Here is a 22172-nt window from a genome sequence, read left to right as displayed (position 1 = left end):
TGGTTATCCCAGCAGCTTGTAGAGATCAGCGATCGACGAGCAGTTCTTGAGGTCGTCGCCCGTGATGGTCTTGCCGTAGTCCACGTCGAACATGACGATCACGCCCAGCGCCGCCAGAGAGTCCCACTCGGGCAGGCTCTTGAGCTCGGTCTCGGGCGTCACTTCCACGGCTTCCTGGAAGTCCACGGCGGTCAGAAAGCTTTCGATGAATTGGTCAATGGAGGGCATGGGATGGGTTCCTGAAAAATAGGCTGGGCGCCTGCCTATGAGGGCAAACGCTTCGATGAATTTTCGCAGAGCCCTCCTGCGCCGGAAGGTTGGAACTGTAGGTAAAAGCGGGGCCTGTTCCGATGCTGCGAGAGGCGATTGTGTCCGTGCGAAGCCGGGGATGATGGCATACAGCCACGTGGCGTGCTTCCTGTTTTGTAGCAGCTGGTGACCGTTCCGTCTGGCAAAGGTGGAAGAAATGCGGTTTGCGCCCGCTTATCCGGGGGCCGTGCCTGCCGGCTTGCCTGCACGATGGCGGTATTTGTGCGGGTGTCGGCCTGGGCGCCGGGCCTGTGGTGGGGCGCTTGCCCGCAACCTTGATGACCAAGATGAATACGAACGAGCATTTGCAGCAGGCCCGCCAGTTGCACGACCAGTGGCAGTTCGAGCAGGCCCGCCAGGCTTACGAGAAGGTTCTGGAGCAGGAGCCTGCCCATGCCGAAGCCCTGCACGGCATGGCCCAGCTGCTGGGTCTGCACCAGCTGCGCAGTGCCGAGGCACTGCCCTATCTGGAGGCAGCCATCGGCGTGCGGCCTGCGGATTTTGGCTACTGGCGCCTGTACATCCACATGCTGATCCGCGAGGGGCTGCTGGACATGGCCATCTCGCTGATCGACGTGGCACGGGCCAACGGCATGCAGGAGATTGCGCTGGAACAGCTGGAAAAGGATGTGGCCCTGGTGCAGGGCGCGCAGGCCGCGGCTTTTTTGGAGGAGCAGGCCGCGCGTTGGCCGCTGGGACCGGCCGAGCCCGAGATGGCACCTGCTGCCGGCGATGGCCGAGGTCGGGTGCCCGAGGCGCAGCTGCGGCTGCTGGGGCAGCTGTTTGCCCAGCGCGAGCATGCCGAGGTCAGCCAGCTGGCGGGTTCGCTGGTGCGCCAGTATCCCAAGAGCGGCTTGGTCTGGAAGCTCAAGGCGGCAGCCGATCATGCGAACGGCCGCATCGAGGCCGCCCTGCAGGCCGCTAGCCAGGCGGCCAGCCTGCTGCCGCGCGATGCCGAGGTGCAGTTCAACCTGGGCGGCATCTGCCTGCAGGCAGGCCACGCAGCCGAGGCCGAGCGTGCGATGCGTGCGGCGTTGGCGCTGCGGCCGCATTGGACGCAGGCTTTCTCGCATCTGGGCGATGCGCTTTGTGCTCAGGACCGTACCGAGGACAGCCTGCCTTGCTATGTGAACGCGCTGCTGCTGGATCCAGACGACGCTGATAGTTTGTCGCGCCTGACGGCAGCACTACTGTGCACGGGCAGGCTCCAGGAATGCGCTCAATTTCTGGTGCTACTGATGAAGCAGCGGCCTCAGGACTTACGGCTTTGCCTAGCCAGCGCGCAGGTATTGAGCCAAGCAGGTTGGATGCTCCAAGCGGAAACAGCCTACCGGATGGCGCTCCAGATCGCGCCGGATAGCCTGGACTTGCTGCTCAAGCTGGGCCTGTTGCTCTGCGAAGGAGGACGGCTGGCGGAAGCAGAAACGTGCCTACTTAAGGCGCTACAGCTGCAGCCGGGCAATGTGGTGCTGTATTGCGAAACCGCCTTCACATTGTTTGCGCAAAAGAAATGGGACGAGGCTCTGGAAATGCTCACTCGGGCGTTGCAGATCGACGCCGACAATGCCCGTGCGCATACCCTGCGTTGTCAGGTACTGCTTGAGATGCGCGATTTGCCGGCGCTCGATTTGGCATTGCGGGAAGGGCTGGAGCGTTTGCCCGGCGATCGTCAGCTGATGTTTCAAAGGGCCGCCTACTTGGAGCGCAGTGGTGATGCGTCGCACCACATGCAGCAACTTGACGAACTGGCGCAGCTGCATCCGGACTACGAGCCGGCCTATAGCGCGAGGTTGTTCGCGATGATCCACTCGCCAAGTTCCTCGGCGGTTTCGGTGGGGCGTGCTAACCGTGAGTATGGGGCCCTTATGAGCCAGATCTACTCCGGTATGCAACGCGTGGAGTTCACCAATGTTAGGGATCCTGGCAAGGTATTGCGGGTAGGCTTTGTGTCCGGCGATCTGCGCAGACATGCGGCAGCCAAGTTCTTCCTGCCCGTGATGCGCGAGTTGTCAAAGCATGGCGGCATGGTCCACATCGCCTATTGCAACAACGAGATCCACGACGAGATTACCAAGGAGTTCCAAGGGCTATTCCAACTGTGGCGCGGCGTCCGCGATATGGATGTGCAGGCTCTGGCCGCCTTGGTACAGGCCGACGGCATTGACATACTGATTGATCTCAGTGGCCACACGCGGGGCCATCGACTGGACTTGTTCGCTGTACGTCCGGCACCTGTGCAGCTGACTTGGATAGGCAACCCAGGCAGCACTGGCTTGGAAACCATGGACTACATCGTACTTAGCGACTTAGTACTGGATCATGGCCTAGTCAAGACGCAGGTCACCGAACAGATAATGCGCCTGCCTTTGGCCTATGTTTTTGACGGCGGCATTCACCAGGAAGCCGTGGCGCCTCTGCCGGCCCTGCGCAATGGCCACCTGACGTTTGGCTCTTTCAACCGCCTGTCCAAGATCAACCGCAATGTGGTTGCAGTCTGGGGCGAGGTGCTGCGTGCCCTGCCCACGGCGCGGCTGAAGATTGCGGCCTGCCCTCGCTCCGGTCCTCCCCAGCACCTGCGCAACTGGCTGGCCGAGGAGGGCGTGGCCGCGCAGCGCGTCGATTTTGTGGAGCAGATGGGGTTCGAGCACTATCTGCAGGCCCACCATGACATAGACATCTGCCTGGATACCTTGCCTTTTACGGGCGGAGTGGTCACCAACCACGCACTGTGGATGGGCGTGCCCACGCTGACGCTGATGGGGGAACTGCTGGCGGGGCGGCAGTCGGCCGAAGTGATGGCTCGTGTCGGCCTGGACCAGGGCTTTGCAGCACGGGACCTGGCGCAACTGCTGGACCAGGCTGCGTACTGGCAGGCACATTTGCCGCAGCTGCAGCAGATACGCCAGGGGCTGCGCGCACGCCTGCAGGACCTGGAGCCGCAACAGGCGGATATCGTGGCGCGCTCGGTGGCGATGGGGATGCGCCAGGCCTGGGCCCGCTGGTGCCAGGGACAGGAGCCTGTGGATCTGCGTGTCTCCTATGAGGATCTGGGTCTGGCCGCTCCTGTGGCCCCCGTTTTGTAACAGCGAACCATGCACCGCGCGGATGGCCATGCCGCGCAGTGCAAAAAATCTTGTGAAGTCCCCCTAAAGTTCGCCGGGGCAGCTCCGAAAACCAACTCAGCAGAGGGACAAAAAGTCCTGAGCCCACCAAAAGCCGCGTAATTCGATGTGAAAGCGGCCGATGGTCGGATTGGGCCGCCGCCGCCCGCCTTGCGATAAGCGAGGGCACCGTGGCGGCGACGTAACTGACTTTACTAGGAGTTGTCACCATGGCCATGTCTATCAACACCAACGTGCAATCGCTGAACGCCCAGCGCAACCTGGCTACTTCGCAAAGCTCGCTGTCCACCACCATGCAGCGCCTGTCCTCCGGCCTGCGCGTCAACAGCGCCAAGGATGACGCAGCCGGCCTGGCCATCGCAGAACGCATGAACGCCCAGGTCCGCGGCATGAACGTGGCAGTGCGCAACGCCAACGACGGCGTGTCGATGGCCCAGACCGCTGAAGGCGCCCTGTCCAAGGTGACCGACGCTCTGCAGCGTATGCGTGAACTGGCTGTGCAGGCCCGTAACGGTACCAACGGCGCCAAGGACCAGGTTTCGCTGAACAAGGAATTCGTCGAGCTGGGCAAGGAAATCGACCGCGTGATCAAGGGCGCTGATTTCAACGGCAAGAAGATTCTGAGCACCGACGCCACCACGGACGGCTTCACATTCCAAGTCGGTGCTAATACCTCGGCCCAGGACACGATTAAGGTGACCACGACCAATCTGGGCACTGATACCGACATCGCAGCCATCACAGGCGCTTCTATTGGCAACACGGCAGCCGCAGCGCTGGATGCAACCGCTTTGGCGACCGTGATCGGCAACCTGGATACGGCCCTGGATAAGGTCAACTCCGAGCGCGCCGTGCTGGGGGCCACCCAGAACCGCTTCGAGGCCGTGGTCTCGAATCTGCAAGTGGCTTCCGAGAACACCGCTTCGGCCCGCAGCCGCATCATGGATGCCGACTTCGCTTCGGAAACCGCCAATCTGAGCCGCTCGCAGATCCTGCAGCAGGCCGGTACAGCGATGGTGGCTCAGGCCAACCAACTGCCCCAGGGCGTTCTGGCCCTGCTGCGCTGATAGCGCGAGTCCGGCGGCCTTTCCAAGCAAGAGGCGGCCGGAATTCTCCAGGCCCCAGGCATCTGCCTGGGGTTTTTTTATGGGCGAAAGGGCTGGCCAAGAGGGTGTTCGAAGGGTGAATTGGCGTCCGATCATGGGCTTTATCGGCGCTTTGGCGCAAGGGCTTTTCCGCACAATCATTGGCATCAGATAGGCAGAGCTGGAAGTCCTGGCGTGCTTTCTGGCGTTCTGGCGGCTTGGGGTCGTCGAACGGTTGGCCATTGTTCATGCCTAACGAGGAGCTGCCCCATGGCATCCATCATCAACACCAATCTTGTTTCGCTTAACGCCCAGCGCAATCTCAACACGTCCCAGTCGTCGCTGAGCACCACCATGCAGCGCCTGTCTTCGGGCCTGCGTGTCAACAGTGCAAAGGACGACGCGGCAGGCTTGGCCATTGCCGAGCGCATGAACGCCCAGGTGCGAGGCATGAATGTGGCCATGCGAAATGCCAACGACGGCATCTCCATGGCGCAGACGGCGGAAGGCGCGCTAGGTAAGATCGGCGACAGTCTGCAACGCATGCGCGAACTTGCGGTTCAAGCTGCCAACGACACCAACGGTTCGACGGACCGTGGATCGTTGAACAAAGAGTTTCAGCAGCTGGCGCAGGAAATTGCACGCATAGTTGGAAGTACAAGCTTCAATGGTCGCCAACTGTTAAATAGTGCGGATGCGACAGTTTTTCAGGTGGGCGCTAACACTGGCGCTGACAATCAGATCACGATTTCTGCTGTGAATCTGTCAGTTGCTGCGCCTGGTGGATTGGGCGTTACTGCAGGAACACCCCCAACGCTGAGTGGCGCCTTGGGCTCCTTGCTTGGTGCAAGCAGCTCCGCCGCTGACGCACGCCTGTCGATGGCTGCCATCGACACAGCATTGGATGAAGTCAACAACACGCGTGCCACTTTCGGTGCTGCGCAGAATCGTTTCGAGGCCGTAATTTCCAACCTGCAGGTTGCCTCGGAAAACACAGCGGCTGCACGATCGCGCATCATGGATGCCGACTTCGCTGCCGAAACCGCCAACCTGAGCCGCACACAGATCCTGCAGCAGGCCGGCACAGCCATGGTGGCCCAGGCCAACCAGCTGCCCCAGTCGGTGCTCAAGCTGATCCAGTAAGAGGGAGCCTGCGGGGCTTTTGAGCCTGGCTGCGCAGGGCGTAGCCAAAAAAAGCCTCAGGTTCGGGAGAAACCGGTCGATAAGATACCGGGGAATGCCTTCGGGCATTTGGTGTGCGTGTTCGCAAGGACGCGTTCTGCGCTGTGGCGCGGAGGTGTTCTGCACTTAGAAAGGGATGGTCATGGCCACCTTGAGCTCAGCTGGCATCAGCGGCAGCGGCCTGGACGAGACGATGATCGCCAAACTGGTGGCCCTGCAAAGGCAGTCACTGGTTCCGCTTCAGCAAAAAGCGTCTGTTCTGGATTCCAAGATATCCACGTTCGGGCAGATCAAGTCCCTGATGTCCACGCTTCAGGACGCGGCCACTTCGCTGGCCGATGCCGATACATGGCGCCTGACCAATGCCACCACGACCAATACGGCCGTGACTGCCACGGTGACGGACGCCAATGCTCTGCCCGGATCTTCGGTGATCTCGGTGACGGATCTGGCGCGCAGCCAGTCTGTTGCGACCGCTGTCATGCCGGCGTCCACCCAGTTCGGGGCTGGCAAGCTCACCATCACCATGGGCAGCTGGGACAAGACTGGCGACCAGTTCAGCAATCCCGGCACTCCCGTGGAGATCGATATCGCGGCCGGTGCCAAGCTGGAAGACGTGGTCCAGGCCATCAATAGCAAGGGCACGGGCGTGGTGGCGTCGGTGCTCAAGGATGCCCAGGGTGAACGCCTGGTGCTGCGCTCGCGTGCCACGGGTGCCGATGCCGGCTTCACGGTCGGTGCCAGTGGCGATGCCAGCCTGTCGGCCCTGGCCTTCAACGGCAAGGCAACCACGAGCTCCGTGGCGCAGTACGCCCAGAATGCCGAGATCAATGTCAATGGCATCACGGTGCAGTCGACCACCAACGAGTTCAAGCAGACCGTGCCTGGCCTGAACATTACCGTGAACCAGGTGACGGCGGCCGCCACCCCGGTGACGGTGACGGTGTCCTCGGACACTGAGGGCATGAAGAAGAAGATCCAGGCCTTCATGGATGCCTACAACGCGCTCAATGACGCGTTGGCCAGCTCGACCAAGTACGACGCCGAAAGCAAGGCCGCCGGCGTGCTGCAGGGCGACTCCACCACGGTGGGCATGACCAACAGCCTGCGCAGCGTGGTCTCGGGTACGGTTGCTGGCGCAGCGGACACGCTCAAGCGCCTGTCGGACATGGGCATTCAGATCCAGAAGGGCGGCAAGCTGGCCTACGGTACGACAGCCAGCGACAAGACCAAGCTGGACGCAGCGCTGAAGGACCCCGAGTCCATGAGCAAGATGTTTGCCGCGGTGGGAACGGACGGGCAGCCTGATACGCAGGGCTTGGCCGCGCGCATGAAGGATTTCACGCGCAAGGCGCTGGAATTCGATGGCACCTTCGACACCAAGAGCAAGAGCCTGCAGGAACTCAAGAAGAGCAATGGCAAGTCCCAGGACCGGATCAATGACCAGGCCGATTCGCTGGAAAAGCGCCTGCGTGAGCAGTACGCTTCGCTGGACAAGAAGATGAGCGGCTACTCGGCGCTGAGTGCCTACATGAACCAGCAGGTTTCCCAGTGGAATAAATAGACAGGAGCCATGCGGAGCGGCGGTCCTGTTTTCTGTAACCAATGCCCGGTGCCTCTAAATTTTCGGGCATTGCAGCCGAAGAACAAGACATCAAGGAAACGAACATGTACACATCGCTCAACCGTCGTGCTGCAAGTGCCTACGCCCAGGTCGGCGTCCAGTCCTCCGTGGACGGCGCATCGCCCCATCAACTGATCCAGCTGCTGTTCGACGCGCTTGAGAAAGCGCTGAACGCGGCCAAGGGAGCCTTGCAGCGTGGCGACATCGGCGAGAAGGGTGTGCAGATCGGCAAGGCCGTGCGCATTCTGGAAGAAGGCCTGAAGGCCTCCGTCAATCCCGATGAAGGCGGCGAGCTGGCACAGAACCTGATTTCCGTCTACGACTACAGCATCACCCAGCTGACGCTGGCCAATCTGCGCAACGACGCAGCGCTGCTGCAAAGCGCGCAGGACGTGTTGGCTCCGATTGCCAATGGTTGGCGTGATATCGCCAACACGCCAGCCGTTGCCGGGACCTAGAAATGGAGTTGACATTGATTGACTTTTACCGGGCCATAGAAGACAGCAGCGCCAAGATGCTGCAGGCCGCACAGAACAAGGATTGGGAGGGAGTGACGCGCTACGAAGGCACCTGTGCCGTGCTGATCGAGCAACTGCGGCTCAAGTCCCATGACGAGCCGCTGGCGCCTGAGCAACGCAAGGAGAAGGCCCGCATCATGCAGCGCATCCTGCGCAACGATGCCCAGATCCGCACGCTGGCCGAGCCCTGGCTGGCACAGTTCGAGCACATGTTCGACGGTCAGCCCCACGCCATGCATTGAGCCATGGCCTGACGGCGGCAGCTGCATCTGCAGCTTCCTGCCGGACATGAAAAAACCGCCTGAGATCCAGGCGGTTTTTTCATGGGTGGAATCTGCGGATGGCAGCGGCTGCAGATCAGGCCGCAGGTTCGGCCGCTTTGGGTCGCCGTATATCGATCAGGCCGCCGGCGCGGGCTGCACCTGCAGTTCGCTGAGCATGCGCAGCAGGTTGCGGTTGACGTCCTCGATCTCGAAGTCGTTGTCTTCGCGCAGCTGGCGAATCGGTGCGGGATCGTCGGATTCCAGCGCAATGGCCATCATCAGGGCCGGCGCGTAGGGGCCGGTGCGCGTCACGGCCGCGTCGAAGACGCGTTCGGACAGCGGTACGCGGCGCAGCACGGTGGGCAGGGGCTCGCCCAGCAATTGGTCCAGCTGCGAGAACAGGCCCAGCAGATAGACCTCGCGCTGCAGGTCGTGGCTGATGCCGGCCTCGATCAGGCGTTCGGTCAGGCTGGCGCGCAGCCGGATGGCGGTGCGCACGGGTATCAGGCTGGGCTCGGTGCAGGCGTGGGGCAGCTGGTCCGACAGCCAGCGCTGCAGCGTGCCGTAGCCCAGCATCACCAGGCCGCGGCGCAGCGAGTCCACATTGCCCCGCAGGCCCAGGGCCGCGGAGTTGGTGTAGAGCATGAAGCGATAGGCCAGGATGGGGTCCTCGCCCAGGATCTGCTCGAAGGCTTCCAGCGATTGCTCGGCATCGACGGCACGCATCAGCGCAAGCACGGTGTCGCGGCTGGGCAGGGCGGGGTGATGGCGCTGGGCATGCAATGCATCGGCCACGGGCCAGCCGGCGATGGCGCCCGCATGGAAGCTGTCCAGGCACAGATCGGCCAGGGCCAGGCTTTCCAGCCCTTCATACATCTGGCCGCCCAGCAGTTGCAGGGGGGGCAGGGTGGGGGCGGGTCTGGCGGCCTGCTTGAGGGCCTGGAGCTTGGTCGGCGCTTCGGCGGCCTGCGCGGCCTGCTGCAGCGCCAGAACGGTCTGGTTGGGCATGCCCGAGGCGCCTTCGGGCGGCAGGTGCAGCAGGCTGCTGGCAAACCAGTGGGCGGCCTGGGCGTCGGGCACGTCGGACAGCGGGCCGCGCCAGACCAGCATCAGGCCGCGCGCATGGGCCTGGCGCACCAGGTCATAGATGGCGGAGTCCTGCAGCCAGTCGCCGCGCACCTCGATCCAGGGGCTTCCCTTGGAGGCGTTCTCCAGCAGGTCGCACAGCACCTGGCGGGATTGGGGCGACAGCAGCACCGGCGGCGACTGCGTGCCCCAGGTCTCGCGCAGTATGCGCAGCAGGTGGGCCACGTCGGCCTGGACGCCGGGCTCCTCGTGAAGATAAAGCTGCACGCCCGCCAGACGGCGGGCCTGGTTCCAGAGCGGCCTATAGCCGAGGGTCAGAGAGCTCAGGACGGACTGGACCATGGATGCATGCGCGGGCGGTTATCAGTTGATGAAGTTGAACAGTGACAGTTTCTGGATCGAGGCGTAGGACTGCAAGGCCGCCTGCATGCCCACCTTCTGCATGTCCACATCGGAGAGGGCCTTGATCATATCGATGTCTTCGGCCCGCGAGCGCGCTGCTTCCTGCTGGTCCGCCTGGTTCTTCATGTCGTCTTCGAGGCGGTCGGCGCGGTTGAGCTGGTCGCCGGCGAAGCTGCGCATGGCCTGGACGCGGCTCATGCCGGCGTCGAGTTCGTTGAGGCCGCGGCCCAGCGCCTGCTGCATGGCTCCGGCATCGGTGGCGCCGTTCTTCACGCCCGCGATCACGTTGTCCAGCACGCTGAACAGGTCGGTGCGCTGGCTGGGGCCCAGCGTGAAGCTGTCGCCCGTGGCCAGGTTGCCCGAGATCTTCATCGACATGCCGCCCACGGTGATGGTGTCTCCGGCCGTGTAGGGAACGGCCGTGCCGGTCGTGCCACCGGAGGTGACGGTGTAGCTCAGGGCGCCCGTCGTGGCGTCCTTGGTGAAATTCAGGGTGTAGCTGGCGCCCGTGATGGCGCTGGGGTCCGACACCGTGCCCAGGTCGGCATAGGCCGAGCTGCCCGTGGGCGACTGGCGCGTCACGGCGAACACGCCGTTGCCCGTGGGCACGTTCATCCAGGTCGCAAAGCCGTCCAGCGCCAGCGGCAGGCCGTTTTCGCTGCCCGTGGCCTGGCCCGGTTGCAGCTGGGAATTGGTGCCGGGGTTGCCGTTGGTGAGAGGGTCTTCCTTGCTGCCCAGTCCGCGGAAGATGGGCAGGCCGTTGGAGTCCTTGGCATTGGCGTAGCTCAGCACCTGGTTGCGTATGCTTTCGAGCTGCTGCACCAGCGCATCGCGCGCCTTCTGGTCATAGGAGCCATTGCCGGACTGCAGGATCAGGTCGCGGAAGTCCTTGAGCGCGTCGTGGGCGGTGCCCAGCTTGGATTCGCCCTGGGCCATCACATCGCGCTGCAGGCCCAGCACACGCTGGTCGTTTTCCGAGCGGGAGATGCGCGTGAGCGCGCGCTCGGCCTGGGCGGCGGCCACGGGGTCGTCGCTGGCGCGCACCACGCGCTTGCCGGAAGTGGTCTTTTCCATCAGGTCCACCAGACTCGTATTGCGCGAGTTCAGGTTGTTGATGGTGCTTTCGTACATGTTGGCCGTGCCAATGCGGGAGATGCTCATGGTGGAATGCTCCTGTCCTGTGATCAGCGGCCCACGGTCTGCAGAACGCTGTCGAAAATGCTTTGCGCGACCTGCAGCATCTTGGCCGAGGCCTGGTAGGACTGCTGGTACTGCAGCAGCTTGGCGGCCTCTTCGTCGAGGTTCACGCCCGAGACGGCCGTGCGGTCCGCTTCCAGGTTCTTGGCGATGGTCTCGGACAGCTTGGCCGCGTACTGCGCGCTCTGTGTGCGGGTGCCCACCTGGGCCATGGCGGTGGAAAAGCCGTCGCTCAGCGTGGTCGAGCCATCGAAGAGCTTGCTGTCGCGCAGCGCCAGGAAGGAGCTGGCATTGCCGGCATCGCGCTGGTAGGCCGTGCCGTATTGCGGATCGGTGGCCTTGCCCAGCGTGACCTTGTCGCTGTTGGTTCCGTTGATGGCGGGCGTGCCGGTGATCTTGACCTGCAGGCCCGGCGCCAGCTGGATGGCCTGGCCGGAGGTGTACAGGCCCGTGGCCGGGATGCCGCCTGCCGGTGCCGGGGTGATGGTGTACTCCAGCTGTCCGGCAGCGTTCTTGCTGAACGACACCTCGGCGCCGGCAAAGGTCGACAGGTCGAAGCCCGCGCTGACCTGGATGCCGCCCATCTGCAGCGTGGCGTCGCCCAGGGACTTGATGCTGGCGGCCACAGGGTTGGCCACGGCCAGGTCGTTGGGCGAGTGCACGGCGGCCTGGATGTCGTGGGCGCCTGCCGCCATGGGGCGGAACAGGATGGAGTTGCCCTGCACGCCTTCGGCCTTGAGGTCGAAGCGCAGGCCGTCGATCTCCTTGGAGCTCAGGTCGGCCATGTCGGTGAAGTCCGTGACCTTGCCGTCGGACAGGCGGATGACCTTGCCCGCTGGGGCCGTGCTGCCGAAGACGACCTGGTAGTCGGAGGCCTTGAGCTGGCTGGCATCGACCACCGTGGTCGTCGGCGTGGTGGCACCTGTCCACTGGGCGCCCGTGGTCGAGCCGTTGCTGACCATGGACAGCTTGAACAGATTGCTGCCGCTTTGTCCCGACAGCGTCAGGCCGAGGTTGTTTTGCTGGTTTAGCGTGTCGCCGATGGCCAGTGCCATGCGGCCCAGCAGGTTGCGGCCCTCGGTCAGGTCGCTGCCCTGGAACTGCAGCAGGCCGGCGATCTCGCCGCCACCCAGCATGGAGGGCGTCAGCTCCACGCTCTGGCCGCCGGGCTGCTGGAAGTACAGGGCCATCTTGCCGCTGCCCGGAAACTCCGTGGCCTCCTTGAGCGTGAGCTGGGCCGAACTGGAGCCCAGCACCAGCGGCTGGCTGCCGCCCACGAACAGGCTGATGGTGCCGTCGTCCGCGGGGATCTGGCTGGTCTGCACATACTTGTTGATATTGCGCACCAACTGGTCGCGCTGGTCCAGCAGGTCGTTGGGCGTCTGGCCCGAGGCGATGGAGCGGCTGATCTGCGCATTGAGCGTGGCCACCTGGCCAGCCAGGCTGTTGACCACGGTCACATCATTGCCCATCTGCTGCTTGGCGCTGTAGTCCAGCTCGTCGAGCTGGGCCGATGCCGAGCGAAAGCGCGCCGCCAGCTCGTTCATGCGCGTGAGCGCCACCTGGCGTGCCGACGGGTCGGTGGGCGCGCCGGCCACATCGCCGAACGAATTCATCATGTCCGTGATGGCCGCGCCCAGGCCGGTCTTGCCGCCGCTGAACACTTCCTGCATCTGCGCCAGCGAGGTGGCGCGCGCCGAATCGGCCGCCGACACGGCGCTGGCCGTGGCCGCCTGGCGGTTCAGCAACTCGTTGAAGTTGCGCAGGATGGTGTTCACATCCACGCCATTGCCGATGTAGCCGCTGCCCATGTTCTGGCCCGGCGAGGTCTGGAAGGCCACGCTCTGGCGCGAGTAGCCGGCCGTGTTGACGTTGGCGATGTTGTGGCCGGTGGTCTGCAGGGCGATCTGATTCGCCATCAGGGCGCGGGATCCGACGTTCAAAAGGCTCATGGCGTGTTCTCGGTTTAGGCTTGTGCGCGTGCCGCGCTCTGCACGGCGCTCTGGATGGCGCGGCTGAGCTTGCTGGCGTATTCGGGATCGGTGGCGTAGCCGGCTTTCTGCAGCTCGGTCGCATAGGCCAGGGCCGAGTCGGTCTTGCCCATGGCTTTCTCGTAGCGCGGATTGCTGGTGATCAGCCGCGCATAGTCGCGGAAGGACTCCTCGTAGGAGCCGTAGGCGCGGAACTTGGCCGTGACCTTGCGCGCCACGCCGTCGATGTATTCGGTGGTCGTGACCTCGGCGACCTTGCCCGTCCAGCCCTTGCCGGCCTTGATGCCGAAGAGGTTGTGGGCATTGCTGCCATCGGCGTTCTTGATCTCGCTCTTGCCCCAGCCGGTCTCGTGGCCGGCCTGGCCCAGCATGAAGGCGGCCGGAATGCCGCTTTCCTGCGCCACGCGCGCCGCGGCGTCGCCATGGTGGGCCACGAAGTTGTCGCGGCCCTTGGGCGCGGGCGCGTAGGCGTTGACGGACTGGGCCGCGCTGCTGCGGCTGCCGCTCCAGGCGCCGATGGCAGCGGTGCCGCCGGCGGCGCCATTGGCATTGGTGGCCGTGCTGCGCCAGGCGATGCGGCTCATGCTCAGCGTGGAGGGCACGGAGATCTCGGCATCCTCGGCGGCTTCCGAGCCCATGGTGCGGGCCAGCTGGCGCGTGATGGCATCCGACAGTCCGCCGGGCTGGCCCGACATGGCCACCGACAGCTGCTGGTCCAGCATGTCGGTGCTGAGGTTGCCCTGTGCGCTGTCGAGCAGGCCGGACTTCATGGTCGCCTCGCGCATGCTCTTGATCATCTCGCGCATGAACAGCGATTCCAGCTGTTTGGCGGTTTCCTTCGCGGCCTGCGGGCTGTTCTCGCCGGCCGCGAACTTGAGTGCGTTGAGGGACCGGGCGTCGGCCGCCAGCGCATTGCTGGCCGCAGTCTGCGATCCATTGGGAAGTGCGATGCTCATATCACCTCCAGTTCGGCGTTGAGAGCGCCTGCGGCCTTGATGGCCTGCAGGATGGCCAGCAGGTCCTGGGGCGTGGCGCCCAGCGTGTTGAGTGCGCGCACCACGTCGGTGAGCTGCGGGGAGCCGGGCATGTTGATGATGTTGCCGGGCTCCTGCTTGATCTGGATGTCGGACTTCTGGGCCACCACGGTCTGGCCCTGCGAGAAGGCGCCGGGCTGGCTGATCACCGGCGTGGTGCTGATGGTGATGGCCAGGTTGCCGTGGGCGATGGCGCAGGGGCCCAGGGTCACGGCCTGGTTGAGCACGATGGAGCCCGTGCGTGCGTTGATCACGACCTTGGCCGAGGGCTTGGAGGTCTCGATCGGCATCTCCTGGATCTCGGCAATCATGCGCACGCGCGATCCCGGGTCCTGGGGCGCGGATACGCGCACGGTGCGCCCGTCCAGCGCCTGCGCCACGCCCTGGCCCATGCGCTGGTTGATGGCGCGCACCACCTTGTCGGCGGTCTGGAAATCGGTGGCGTTCAGGCCCAGCGTGATGCTGTCGCCTTCGTTGATCGGGGTGGGAACTGCGCGTTCGACCTGGGCGCCCTGCGGCACGCGGCCCGCGCTCAGGTGGTTGATCTGTACTTTGGAGCCGCCGGCCGAGGCGCCGGCGCCGCCGACCACGAGGTTGCCCTGGGCCAGCGCGTAGATCTCGCCGTCGGCACCGCGCAGCGGCGTGGTCACCAGGGTGCCGCCCTTGAGCGACTTGGCATTGCCCACGGAGGAGACGACCACGTCGATGGTCTGGCCTGGCTGGGCAAAGGCCGGCAGCTCGGCGGTGACGATCACGGCCGCCACGTTCTTGAGCTGCAGCTGGCCCGCGTTGCCTGTGGCGGGCAGCGAGATGCCCATCTGCTCCAGGTAGTTGGCCAGGGCCTGCTTGGTGTAGGGCATCTGGGTGGTCTGGTCGCCCGTGCCGTCGAGGCCGACCACCAGACCGTAGCCGGTCAACTGGTTGCTGCGCACGCCCTGGATGGCAGCGACCTCCTTGATGCGTGTTGCATGCGCCGGCAGGGTCAGCATGCTGGCGCCGAGGGCGGCTGCAACCCAGAAGGGGCGCTGCGCTTGGCGCAATGTCAGGAGCATGGACAGTACTTTCATGCTGTCCATTCTCCGGAGAATCAGAACGGCATAACGTTCAAAAAGAACCGGGACAACCAGCCAATTGACTGCGCTTCCCCGGCCTGCCCGCGGCTGCGCGATTCCACGCGCACGTTGGCCACCTGGGTCGATGCGACCAGGCTGCCGGGCTGCATGGTGCGCGGGTCCACCGTGCCCGTGAAGCGCAGCACATCCACGTTGTGGTTCACGCCGATCTGCTTTTCTCCGGCGATCACCAGATGGCCGTTGGGCAGCACATCGACCACCGTCGTGCTGATGGCGCCCGTGAACGTGTTGTCGCTGGACGTCGAGCCCGAGCCCGTGTAGTCGTTGTTGTTGTTGAAGCCGATGTTGGAGCGGTCCTTGAGATTGGCCAGCGCATTGCCCGAAAACAGCGGCAGCGCCGAAATCCCGGCCGTGGTCTTGTTGGACCGCTTGAGGCCCGAATCCGACTTCTGGCTGGCCGTCACACGCTCCACGATCTGCACCGTCACCAGATCCCCCACCAGGCGCGCACGCCGGTTCTCGAAACCGGGCCGGTAGCTGGCCGCGTTGAACAGGCTGCCCGTGGGGCTGCCCGCCACCGGGGCGGGCTGCGGCAGCACCGGCGGCGCCGTGGACGGCATGTCCACCGGCGGCGGGTCATTGAGCGTCGTGCAGCCCGACAGGACTGCCGCCAGCGCCAGGCACGTGCCCGTCGCGGAAAGGGAGAAGGTTCGTTGGGTCATGGCGATGTTCCCGGTGTTTCAGTGATCCATGCTTCGCATGAACCTGGCGAGCCATAGGCATGTGGCGCGACCCCGGAGACCGGCGCGGCCCAGGTCAGGGACGCCGAGCAAGGGCCGCCCCGCAGCGAGGGCGTCGTCCCCCTCCCTCGCGAAGCGAGTAGAGAGGGGGAAGCGGCGAAGCCGCTCAGGGGGAGAGATCGATTACAACTGCGCCAGCTTGGCCAGCATCTGGTCCGACGTCTGGATGGCCTTGGAATTCATTTCATAGGCGCGCTGGGTCTGGATCATGGTCACCAGCTCCTGCACCACGTTCACGTTCGAGCCTTCCAGGTAGCCCTGCTTGATCATGCCCATGCCGTTGACACCGGGCTGGCCCTGCTGGGGCTGGCCCGAGGAAGCGGTTTCCGTGAACAGGTTCTGGCCGCGCGGCTCCAGGCCGGCCGGATTGATGAACTGGCTCATCGCGATGTTGCCCACCTGCTGGGGCGCAGCCTGGCCGGCCATGGTCACGCTGACCACGCCCTCGGGGCTGATAGACACCTTGGTCGCGCCCTGGGGAATGGTGACGCCGTTGGCGATGGGCATGCCGCTGGCAGTCACCAACTGGCCCTGGGCATCGACCTGGAAGGAGCCGTCGCGGGTATAGGCCGTGGTGCCGTCGGGCATGTTGACCTGGAAGAAGCCGTTGCCGTCGATGGCCACGTCCAGCGCATTGTTGGACTGCTGCAGGGCGCCCTGCAGGAAATTGCGCGAGGTGGCCACCGTGCGCACGCCCAGGCCCAGGTGCAGGCCCGTGGGCAGCTGGTTCTGTTCGGTGGTCTGGGCGCCCGACTGGCGCAGGTTCTGGTAGATCAGATCCTCGAACACCGCGCTGGCGCGCTTGTAGCCCGTGGTCGAGACGTTGGCCAGGTTGTGGGAGATCACATCCAGCTGGGTCTGCTGGGCTTCCATGCCGGTCTTGGAGATGAACAGCGAATTGATCATGGCGTTTTCCTTTTCAGTGCTTTCAGCCGTTCATGCTCAAGAGTTGGCTGGCCGTCTTGTCATTGGTTTCTGCGGTCTGCAGCAGGCGCATCTGGGTCTCGAACTGGCGGGCGGCGGCAATCATGCCGACCATGGTCTCCACCGAATTCACGTTCGAGCCTTCGATGGCGCCCGACAGCAGGCGGGCGTTCTCGTCGTTGGGCAGCGGCTCGCCGTTGCCCGTGCGGAACAGGCCGTCGTTGCCGCGCACCAGCGCAGCGTCCTCGGCCGGCGTGGCCAGCTTGACGCGGCCCACGGCCACGGGCAGCTGGTTGCCGGTCTTGGCGGTCAGCGTGCCGTCGGAGCCCAGGGAAATCGTGGACTCGGGCGGAATGTCGATGGGGCCGCCGCCGTCCGACAGCACGGCCTGGCCGTTGCTGTTGACCAGCTGGCCCTCGGGGGAAACCTCGAACACGCCATTGCGTGTGTAGGCTTCCTGGCCGTCCAGGCCCTGGACGGCGAACCAGGCGCGGCCCATGGCCATGGCGTCCAGTGCGCGGCCCGTGCGCTGGGTGGGGCCGGGCGTGTCCACGTAGCCGGAGGTTGCCTCCAGCGCGAACACGCGCGTGCCCGCGCCGCTGCCCTGCAGGGGCACGGAGCGGAAGGTGGACATTTCGGCCCGAAAGCCATTGGTGCCGGCATTGGCCAGGTTGTGGGCCAGCACGGACTGACGCTGCGCCGCTGCGTTGGCGCCCGTCATGGAGGTGTAGATGATGCGGTCCATGCCGGCTCTCCTGACTCAGTTCTTGGCTATCAGCGCAGGTTCACCAGGGTCGAGAAGACCTGGTCCTGGGTCTTGATGGTCTGGGCATTGGCCTGGTAGGCGCGCTGCGCGGTCATCATGTTCACCAGCTCGGCGGTCAGGTCCACGTTGGAGTCCTCCAGCGCGCCCGAACGCAGCGAGCCGAAGGTGCCGGACTGGGCCGTGCCGTTGAGCGCCGGGCCCGAATCCGATGTTTCCACCCACTTGTTGTCACCCACGGCGCCCAGGCCCTGGGTGTTGGTGAAGGCGGCCAGGGCCAGCTGGCCTTCGGTGCGCGTCACGCCGTTGGAGTAGGTGGCCACGATGGCGCCATCGTTGCCGATGTTGATGCCGGTGAGCGCGCCCGAGGTGTAGCCGTCCTGCTTGAGGCTGCTGACCGCGAACTTGGAGCCGAACTGGGAGAGATTGGAGAAGTCCAGCGTCACTCCGGCCGTGCCGTTGATGGTGCCGGGCGTGGGGGCGTTGGGGTTGCTGCTGTTGATCTGTACACCGGTAATCGTGCTATTGCCGGTCAGCTTGCCGGATGCATCGAAGGTGAGGGAGCCTAAGGCCACAGCATTTGTATCGAGGCTGGTATACACCTTCCAGGTGTTAGCTGGTGTCGCTTCTTTCTCGAAGTACAGTGGCACGGCTGTGGGCACGCCCTGGCTGTCATAGACGTTGATCGAGGTGCCATAGGTGGCGCGCGGCGTGGCGGCAACGGGAGGCGTGGCTGTGGGGTTGCCTGCCGCGGGCGTGGCGCGCGCATCGAGGTTCAGCGACACGTCGATCTTGGTCGTGGTCTTGGCAGCGATCGGCTGGCCCGAAGGAAAGACCATGGGAACTGGCTGGCCGCCGGCCAGTGCCTTGCCCGTGGTGGCGTCCACGGGGTAGCCCATGACGTTGTCGCCCTGCACGGTCTTGAGGTTGCCCTGCTTGTCCAGGCCGAAGCTGCCGGCGCGCGTATAGGCCGTGCTGCCATCGGGCTGGCGCACCACGAAGAAGCCGTTGCCGTTGATGGCCACGTCCAGGTTGTTGCCCGTGGTCGTGATCGGGCCCTGGCGGAACTGCTGGGTCACGGCGGCCACGTTGACACCGATGCCGCTGGTCTGGCCGCTGGCCGAGCCGACGGCGCTGGCCACGGCCTCGGCGAACTCGGCGCGCGAGGACTTGAAGCCCGTGGTGTTGGCGTTGGCGATGTTGTGGCCGATCACGTCCAGGTTCTTGCTGGCGGCGTTCAGACCCGAGAGGCCTTGTTGGAATCCCATGGTGTGCTCCTGCGATGGTTTGGGGTGTTTGGTGCGGCGTTCAGTAAACGGCCTTGACGGAGGTGTAGGCGACGTTGGTGCCGTCGTCCAGCTCCAGCGTCAGCTTGCCGTCGGTGGTGCCCGTGGCAAGCACCGCGTGGGGCGACAGCGTGGTCGAGGCCACGGCCTTGTCGGCATTCGTGGCCTGCACCGTGTAGCGCAGCTGGCTGGCATCGCCCGTGTACTTGCTGCCGTCCCAGGTGAAGTAGTTGCGGCCCGCGGTGCCGCTGCCCAGCTCGACGGTGTCCACCAGCTCGCCGCCGGCCGTGGTGATCTGCACCTTGACATCGGCGGCCGGGCCTTCGAGGTCGAAGGCCGCCGTATAGGACTTTTCCTTGCCCACGCCCAGGGTGTTGCCCTCGGTCAGCACGGTGCGGCCGATCATCTGCGTGCCCTGCAGCACCTGCATGGCCGTGAACTGGCCGGCCATGCTTTCCATGGTCTTGTTCAACTGCTGGATGCCGGTGACGGTGTTGATCTGCGCCATCTGCGAGGTCATCTGCGCGTTGTCCATCGGATTCATGGGATCCTGGTTGTTCAACTGCGCGACCAGCAGCTTCAGGAAGCGGTCCTGCGCTGCTGCGGGGTCGGTGTTCGAATTGCTCGTGGTGTTCTTGCTGTTGAGGTCGGCCGTGCTGGCGACGCTGCCTGCGCCATAGATCATGGGAGTGGCTCCTGGAATGTGGTGCGGACGGGGCTCACTGGCCCATCTGCAGGGTTTTGAGCAGCAGCGACTTGGTCGTGTTCATGACCTCGACGTTGTTCTGGTAGGAGCGCGAGGCCGAGATCATGTTGACCATCTCGTCCACGGCGCTGACGTTGGAATGCGTCACATAGCCTTCGGCATCGGCCAGCGGGTGCTGGGGATCGTGGATGCGGCGGCCCGGCGTGTTGTCCTGGCTGATGGCGCTGACGCGCACGCCCGAGGAGCCTTCCTCGCCCATGGGCACGGTCTGGAAGACCACCTGGCGTGCCTGGTAGGCCTTGCCGTCGGGGCCGGCCACGGCATCGACGTTGGCCAGGTTCGAGGCCACGACGTTCAGGCGCTGGGACTGGGCGCTGACGGCACTGCCGGAGATGCTGAAGATGGAGAACATGGACATGGGAAAGCTCCTGTGGTCTGTGGCGCCGGCTTACTGGCCCTGGATGGCCGACAGCATGGTCTTGGCCTGGCCGTTCAGAAAGCGCAGCGTGGCTTCGTAGCGCACGGCGTTGTCGACGAAGTTGGCGCGTTCGCGGTCCAGGTCCACGGTGTTGTTGTCCATGTTGGTCTGGGCCTGCACCGAGTAGCCGAGATGGCTTTGCGCGCTCTGCCCCGAGGCGGCGGCAGGCAGCGGAATGTGGCCGCCCTGGCTGACGCTGGCCAGCGTCATGGGCGAGGGGCCGGAGGTGACGGCCGTCAGCGCCTCGCGGAAATTGAAGTCGCGTGCCACATAGCCCGGGGTGTCGGCATTGGCGATGTTGCTGGCGATTGCACGCTGGCGCTCGGCGCGCAGCACCAGCGCCTTGCTCTGGAAGTCCAGTCGTTCAGTCATCTTGTCGAGCATGTCGGCCTCGCCCTCTGGGATTTGCGGTGATCGGTTGACGAAATGGCGGCAGCCCACGGACTGCGGCATGCGTCGATTATGGAAATCGGGCCCGAACGCTAAAGCGCAAAGAAAGCGCGTTTGCCTGCGCAGTTCGGCGCTTCGGAAAACGGCGCCCGCCCTATATTTGCTGGCATCGCTCCATGTATCCCGCCCATCCTGACGGGGTGCCGGAGCAAGTCAGGAGCCCCAGCCATGTCGAACTTCAGCGCCGCCCATCCGCCTTCCGCCGCCCGAGCCTTCGCCCGCGCCGCCGCATGCGCTGCGCTCGCCGCTGGAGCATCGCTGGCAGGCAGCGCGTTCGCGCAGAACGCGCCCGATGGCGCGGCCCAGCTCAGCCAGATCGGCCAGCGCTTTGCCGACGAGGCCCTGCAGCAGGGCATGGCCGGTGCGGGCGCCCTGCCCCTGCGCATGGAAGTGCAGATGGGCCAGCTCGATCCCCGCCTGCGCCTGGCCGCCTGCGCCAAGGTCGAACCCTATTTGCCCGCAGGCTCGCGCCTGTGGGGCCGTACCCGCCTGGGCCTGCGCTGCCTGCAGGGCGCCGTGGCCTGGAATGTGTTCCTGCCCATCACGGTCAAGGCCTGGGGGCCTGCCTGGGTGCTGCAAAACGGCGTGCCTTCGGGCCGCCCGCTGTCGGCCGACGACGCCGTCCAGGCCGAGGTGGACTGGGCCGAGGATTCGGCCGCCGTCTACGCCAACCAGCAGGACTGGGTGGGCCTGGTGGCTTCCCGCCCGCTGGCCGCAGGCCAGGCACTGCGCCAGAACATGCTGCGCACGCCGGCGCTTTTCGCGGTGGGTGCCGAAGTGCGTGTTCTGGTCAATGGTGGTGGTTTTTCCGTCACATCGTCGGGCAAGGCCATGTCTGCCGCCGGCGAAGGCCAGACCGTGCGGGTTCGCATGGATAATGGCCGGCTCATCTCCGGGGTGGTGAATCCCGAGGGCGTGGTGCTGGTGCAGTAAAAAAACCTCAAGTTTTGTTCCAGGCAGTCGAAAGCTAGGCACAGCGCCTTACGCCGCCAGGGCGATTGGAGAATCAAGATGAAGATAGGTCAAAAACCGGAACTGCCCGCCGCTGCCTCCCAGGCCGCCGCCAAGCAGCCCAAGACAGCCAGCGCCATTGCCAGCGAGGAATCCTCCGCACAGGCCCAGCCTGCCAAGGCGGCCGGTGTTCCCGTGTCGTTCTCGAACTCGGCCCGCGCACTGGACCAAACTGGTCGTGCCACCGCCGACTTCGATGCCAACCGCGTCAAGGAAATCCGCGAAGCCATTGCCAACGGCACCTTCCGCGTGAACGCCGACGCCGTTGCCGACAAGCTGCTGGCCAACTCCGAGGAATTCCTCTCGCACTCGCGCGTCTGAGCGCGGGTTCGGTTCTTTCTCGGTTTTTTCCTTCCGGCGCGAGCACGCGCTTTCTTTTTTCAGCAAGGCCTGACCCATGACTCTCAGCGAGATGCTCGATTCCCTGGACGCGGTGGTCCGGATGGTGTCCGCCTCGCTGCAATCGAAGGATGCGGTCGCGCTGGAGCAGTCCAGCACCCGGCTGCGCGATGCCATGGCTGCGTTTTCCGAACTGGCCCGCCGCTTCAGCGCGGCCGACTGGACGCAGGAGCTGCGCGAGCGCGCCCAGGCACTGGGCGAGCAGATGGCCATGCAGCGCGACCAGCTGGCGCGCATGGCGGTGGTGGCCCAGCACCAGGCGGCGGCGCTGATTCCCCAGGCTTCGGACCAGGCCACGTATGGACGTGACCTGTATGGACACCCTCACGCCGGACCGGGCAAGGCGCGCATCTACCACTCGGCCAGCTGAAGCAGCCTCCTTCTTCCTTTTTTCCTGTCCTGATCAACCCTCCGGCATGCGTGCCCGAGGGTTTTGTCTTTTCCGGGGTGGCGTCGGCGTGACGCGCCT

General features: G+C 64.8%; 22 protein-coding genes. 9 read left to right on the top strand and 13 right to left on the bottom strand.

Annotation, left to right across the window (positions count from 1 at the left end; all coding sequences use genetic code 11):
* Positions 1-3: 3 nt before the first annotated feature.
* Positions 4-228, bottom strand: coding sequence for an acyl carrier protein (locus AC5I49_RS09905; RefSeq protein WP_016454338.1), 225 nt, complete (start codon positions 226-228; stop codon positions 4-6).
* Between the two features lie 359 nt (positions 229-587).
* Here AC5I49_RS09905 and AC5I49_RS09900 point away from each other — a divergent pair, with 359 nt between their 5' ends.
* From AC5I49_RS09900 to AC5I49_RS09875, 6 genes are all read left to right on the top strand, one after another.
* Entirely contained in the window at positions 588-3392 is a 2805-nt protein-coding gene (locus AC5I49_RS09900; protein ID WP_016454337.1) for a tetratricopeptide repeat protein, read from the top strand.
* 248 nt (positions 3393-3640) lie between these two features.
* Positions 3641-4498, top strand: a complete 858-nt coding sequence (locus AC5I49_RS09895) for a flagellin N-terminal helical domain-containing protein (RefSeq protein ID WP_016454336.1) — start codon at positions 3641-3643, stop codon at positions 4496-4498.
* Positions 4499-4786: 288 nt separating this feature from the next.
* Positions 4787-5659, top strand: coding sequence for a flagellin domain-containing protein (locus tag AC5I49_RS09890; protein WP_016454335.1), 873 nt, complete (start codon positions 4787-4789; stop codon positions 5657-5659).
* Positions 5660-5840: 181 nt separating this feature from the next.
* Entirely contained in the window at positions 5841-7262 is a 1422-nt protein-coding gene (fliD, locus tag AC5I49_RS09885) for a flagellar filament capping protein FliD (RefSeq protein ID WP_016454334.1), read from the top strand.
* Positions 7263-7366: 104 nt separating this feature from the next.
* Positions 7367-7780 carry a flagellar export chaperone FliS gene (gene fliS / locus AC5I49_RS09880; protein WP_016454333.1) on the top strand — a complete coding sequence of 138 codons (414 nt, stop codon included), beginning with the start codon at positions 7367-7369 and terminating at the stop codon, positions 7778-7780.
* 2 nt (positions 7781-7782) lie between these two features.
* Positions 7783-8082, top strand: a complete 300-nt coding sequence (locus AC5I49_RS09875) for a flagellar protein FliT (protein WP_016449305.1) — start codon at positions 7783-7785, stop codon at positions 8080-8082.
* 156 nt (positions 8083-8238) lie between these two features.
* Here the strand turns inward: AC5I49_RS09875 and AC5I49_RS09870 are convergent, their stop codons facing one another.
* The 12 genes from AC5I49_RS09870 to flgB form a co-directional block, all read right to left on the bottom strand.
* Positions 8239-9531, bottom strand: coding sequence for an HDOD domain-containing protein (locus AC5I49_RS09870; RefSeq protein WP_016449306.1), 1293 nt, complete (start codon positions 9529-9531; stop codon positions 8239-8241).
* A gap of 21 nt (positions 9532-9552) precedes the next feature.
* Positions 9553-10752 carry a flagellar hook-associated protein FlgL gene (gene flgL, locus AC5I49_RS09865; protein ID WP_016449307.1) on the bottom strand — a complete coding sequence of 400 codons (1200 nt, stop codon included), beginning with the start codon at positions 10750-10752 and terminating at the stop codon, positions 9553-9555.
* Positions 10753-10775: 23 nt separating this feature from the next.
* Positions 10776-12740 carry a flagellar hook-associated protein FlgK gene (flgK, locus tag AC5I49_RS09860; protein ID WP_034366512.1) on the bottom strand — a complete coding sequence of 655 codons (1965 nt, stop codon included), beginning with the start codon at positions 12738-12740 and terminating at the stop codon, positions 10776-10778.
* 14 nt (positions 12741-12754) lie between these two features.
* A complete protein-coding gene (gene flgJ / locus AC5I49_RS09855; protein WP_016449309.1) occupies positions 12755-13735 on the bottom strand; it encodes a flagellar assembly peptidoglycan hydrolase FlgJ in 981 nt (326 codons plus the stop codon).
* On the bottom strand, positions 13732-14880 hold the full coding sequence (locus AC5I49_RS09850) for a flagellar basal body P-ring protein FlgI (protein ID WP_016449310.1): 1149 nt from the start codon (positions 14878-14880) through the stop codon (positions 13732-13734). The genes flgJ and AC5I49_RS09850 overlap by 4 nt, the downstream gene beginning before the upstream one ends.
* Positions 14881-14900: 20 nt before the next feature.
* Positions 14901-15608: a flagellar basal body L-ring protein FlgH gene (locus AC5I49_RS09845; RefSeq protein WP_012202559.1), complete on the bottom strand. Its 708-nt coding sequence runs from the start codon at positions 15606-15608 to the stop codon at positions 14901-14903.
* A 201-nt stretch (positions 15609-15809) separates the two neighbouring features.
* Positions 15810-16592: a flagellar basal-body rod protein FlgG gene (gene flgG / locus AC5I49_RS09840; RefSeq protein ID WP_012202560.1), complete on the bottom strand. Its 783-nt coding sequence runs from the start codon at positions 16590-16592 to the stop codon at positions 15810-15812.
* A gap of 22 nt (positions 16593-16614) precedes the next feature.
* The gene (locus tag AC5I49_RS09835; protein WP_016449311.1) at positions 16615-17355 is read right to left on the bottom strand and encodes a flagellar basal body rod protein FlgF; all 741 of its coding nucleotides are present in this window, start codon (positions 17353-17355) and stop codon (positions 16615-16617) included.
* Between the two features lie 29 nt (positions 17356-17384).
* Positions 17385-18641: a flagellar hook protein FlgE gene (flgE, locus tag AC5I49_RS09830; RefSeq protein WP_495789264.1), complete on the bottom strand. Its 1257-nt coding sequence runs from the start codon at positions 18639-18641 to the stop codon at positions 17385-17387.
* Between the two features lie 40 nt (positions 18642-18681).
* Entirely contained in the window at positions 18682-19344 is a 663-nt protein-coding gene (locus AC5I49_RS09825) for a flagellar hook assembly protein FlgD (RefSeq protein WP_016449313.1), read from the bottom strand.
* Between the two features lie 34 nt (positions 19345-19378).
* Entirely contained in the window at positions 19379-19783 is a 405-nt protein-coding gene (flgC, locus tag AC5I49_RS09820) for a flagellar basal body rod protein FlgC (protein WP_016449314.1), read from the bottom strand.
* 30 nt (positions 19784-19813) lie between these two features.
* A complete protein-coding gene (flgB, locus tag AC5I49_RS09815) occupies positions 19814-20227 on the bottom strand; it encodes a flagellar basal body rod protein FlgB (protein WP_013800365.1) in 414 nt (137 codons plus the stop codon).
* A 234-nt stretch (positions 20228-20461) separates the two neighbouring features.
* On the opposite strand from flgB, the gene flgA reads away from it, so the two are divergent.
* From flgA to AC5I49_RS09800, 3 genes are all read left to right on the top strand, one after another.
* Positions 20462-21226: a flagellar basal body P-ring formation chaperone FlgA gene (gene flgA, locus AC5I49_RS09810; RefSeq protein WP_495789263.1), complete on the top strand. Its 765-nt coding sequence runs from the start codon at positions 20462-20464 to the stop codon at positions 21224-21226.
* Between the two features lie 78 nt (positions 21227-21304).
* Positions 21305-21625: a flagellar biosynthesis anti-sigma factor FlgM gene (flgM, locus tag AC5I49_RS09805; protein ID WP_016449316.1), complete on the top strand. Its 321-nt coding sequence runs from the start codon at positions 21305-21307 to the stop codon at positions 21623-21625.
* 76 nt (positions 21626-21701) lie between these two features.
* The gene (locus tag AC5I49_RS09800; RefSeq protein ID WP_016449317.1) at positions 21702-22073 is read left to right on the top strand and encodes a hypothetical protein; all 372 of its coding nucleotides are present in this window, start codon (positions 21702-21704) and stop codon (positions 22071-22073) included.
* Positions 22074-22172: the final 99 nt, after the last annotated feature.

Source organism: Delftia sp. (assembly GCF_059499305.1).
The sequence above is the reverse complement of the archived record's forward strand: the minus strand, read 5'-3'. Positions and strand labels throughout refer to the sequence as shown.

Bases quoted from the DNA above. Each gene is read 5' to 3' on its own strand.
- flgB (WP_013800365.1), bottom strand. From the start codon at position 20,227: ATGCTCGACAAGATGACTGAACGACTGGACTTCCAGAGCAAGGCGCTG.
- AC5I49_RS09900 (WP_016454337.1), top strand. From the start codon at position 588: ATGACCAAGATGAATACGAACGAGCATTTGCAGCAGGCCCGCCAGTTG.
- AC5I49_RS09875 (WP_016449305.1), top strand. From the start codon at position 7,783: ATGGAGTTGACATTGATTGACTTTTACCGGGCCATAGAAGACAGCAGC.
- flgA (WP_495789263.1), top strand. From the start codon at position 20,462: ATGTCGAACTTCAGCGCCGCCCATCCGCCTTCCGCCGCCCGAGCCTTC.
- AC5I49_RS09825 (WP_016449313.1), bottom strand. From the start codon at position 19,344: ATGATCTATGGCGCAGGCAGCGTCGCCAGCACGGCCGACCTCAACAGC.
- flgM (WP_016449316.1), top strand. From the start codon at position 21,305: ATGAAGATAGGTCAAAAACCGGAACTGCCCGCCGCTGCCTCCCAGGCC.
- flgC (WP_016449314.1), bottom strand. From the start codon at position 19,783: ATGTCCATGTTCTCCATCTTCAGCATCTCCGGCAGTGCCGTCAGCGCC.
- flgE (WP_495789264.1), bottom strand. From the start codon at position 18,641: ATGGGATTCCAACAAGGCCTCTCGGGTCTGAACGCCGCCAGCAAGAAC.
- flgL (WP_016449307.1), bottom strand. From the start codon at position 10,752: ATGAGCATCTCCCGCATTGGCACGGCCAACATGTACGAAAGCACCATC.
- AC5I49_RS09845 (WP_012202559.1), bottom strand. From the start codon at position 15,608: ATGACCCAACGAACCTTCTCCCTTTCCGCGACGGGCACGTGCCTGGCG.
- flgJ (WP_016449309.1), bottom strand. From the start codon at position 13,735: ATGAGCATCGCACTTCCCAATGGATCGCAGACTGCGGCCAGCAATGCG.
- AC5I49_RS09905 (WP_016454338.1), bottom strand. From the start codon at position 228: ATGCCCTCCATTGACCAATTCATCGAAAGCTTTCTGACCGCCGTGGAC.
- AC5I49_RS09890 (WP_016454335.1), top strand. From the start codon at position 4,787: ATGGCATCCATCATCAACACCAATCTTGTTTCGCTTAACGCCCAGCGC.
- flgK (WP_034366512.1), bottom strand. From the start codon at position 12,740: ATGAGCCTTTTGAACGTCGGATCCCGCGCCCTGATGGCGAATCAGATC.
- fliD (WP_016454334.1), top strand. From the start codon at position 5,841: ATGGCCACCTTGAGCTCAGCTGGCATCAGCGGCAGCGGCCTGGACGAG.
- AC5I49_RS09895 (WP_016454336.1), top strand. From the start codon at position 3,641: ATGGCCATGTCTATCAACACCAACGTGCAATCGCTGAACGCCCAGCGC.
- fliS (WP_016454333.1), top strand. From the start codon at position 7,367: ATGTACACATCGCTCAACCGTCGTGCTGCAAGTGCCTACGCCCAGGTC.
- flgG (WP_012202560.1), bottom strand. From the start codon at position 16,592: ATGATCAATTCGCTGTTCATCTCCAAGACCGGCATGGAAGCCCAGCAG.
- AC5I49_RS09800 (WP_016449317.1), top strand. From the start codon at position 21,702: ATGACTCTCAGCGAGATGCTCGATTCCCTGGACGCGGTGGTCCGGATG.
- AC5I49_RS09850 (WP_016449310.1), bottom strand. From the start codon at position 14,880: ATGAAAGTACTGTCCATGCTCCTGACATTGCGCCAAGCGCAGCGCCCC.
- AC5I49_RS09835 (WP_016449311.1), bottom strand. From the start codon at position 17,355: ATGGACCGCATCATCTACACCTCCATGACGGGCGCCAACGCAGCGGCG.
- AC5I49_RS09870 (WP_016449306.1), bottom strand. From the start codon at position 9,531: ATGGTCCAGTCCGTCCTGAGCTCTCTGACCCTCGGCTATAGGCCGCTC.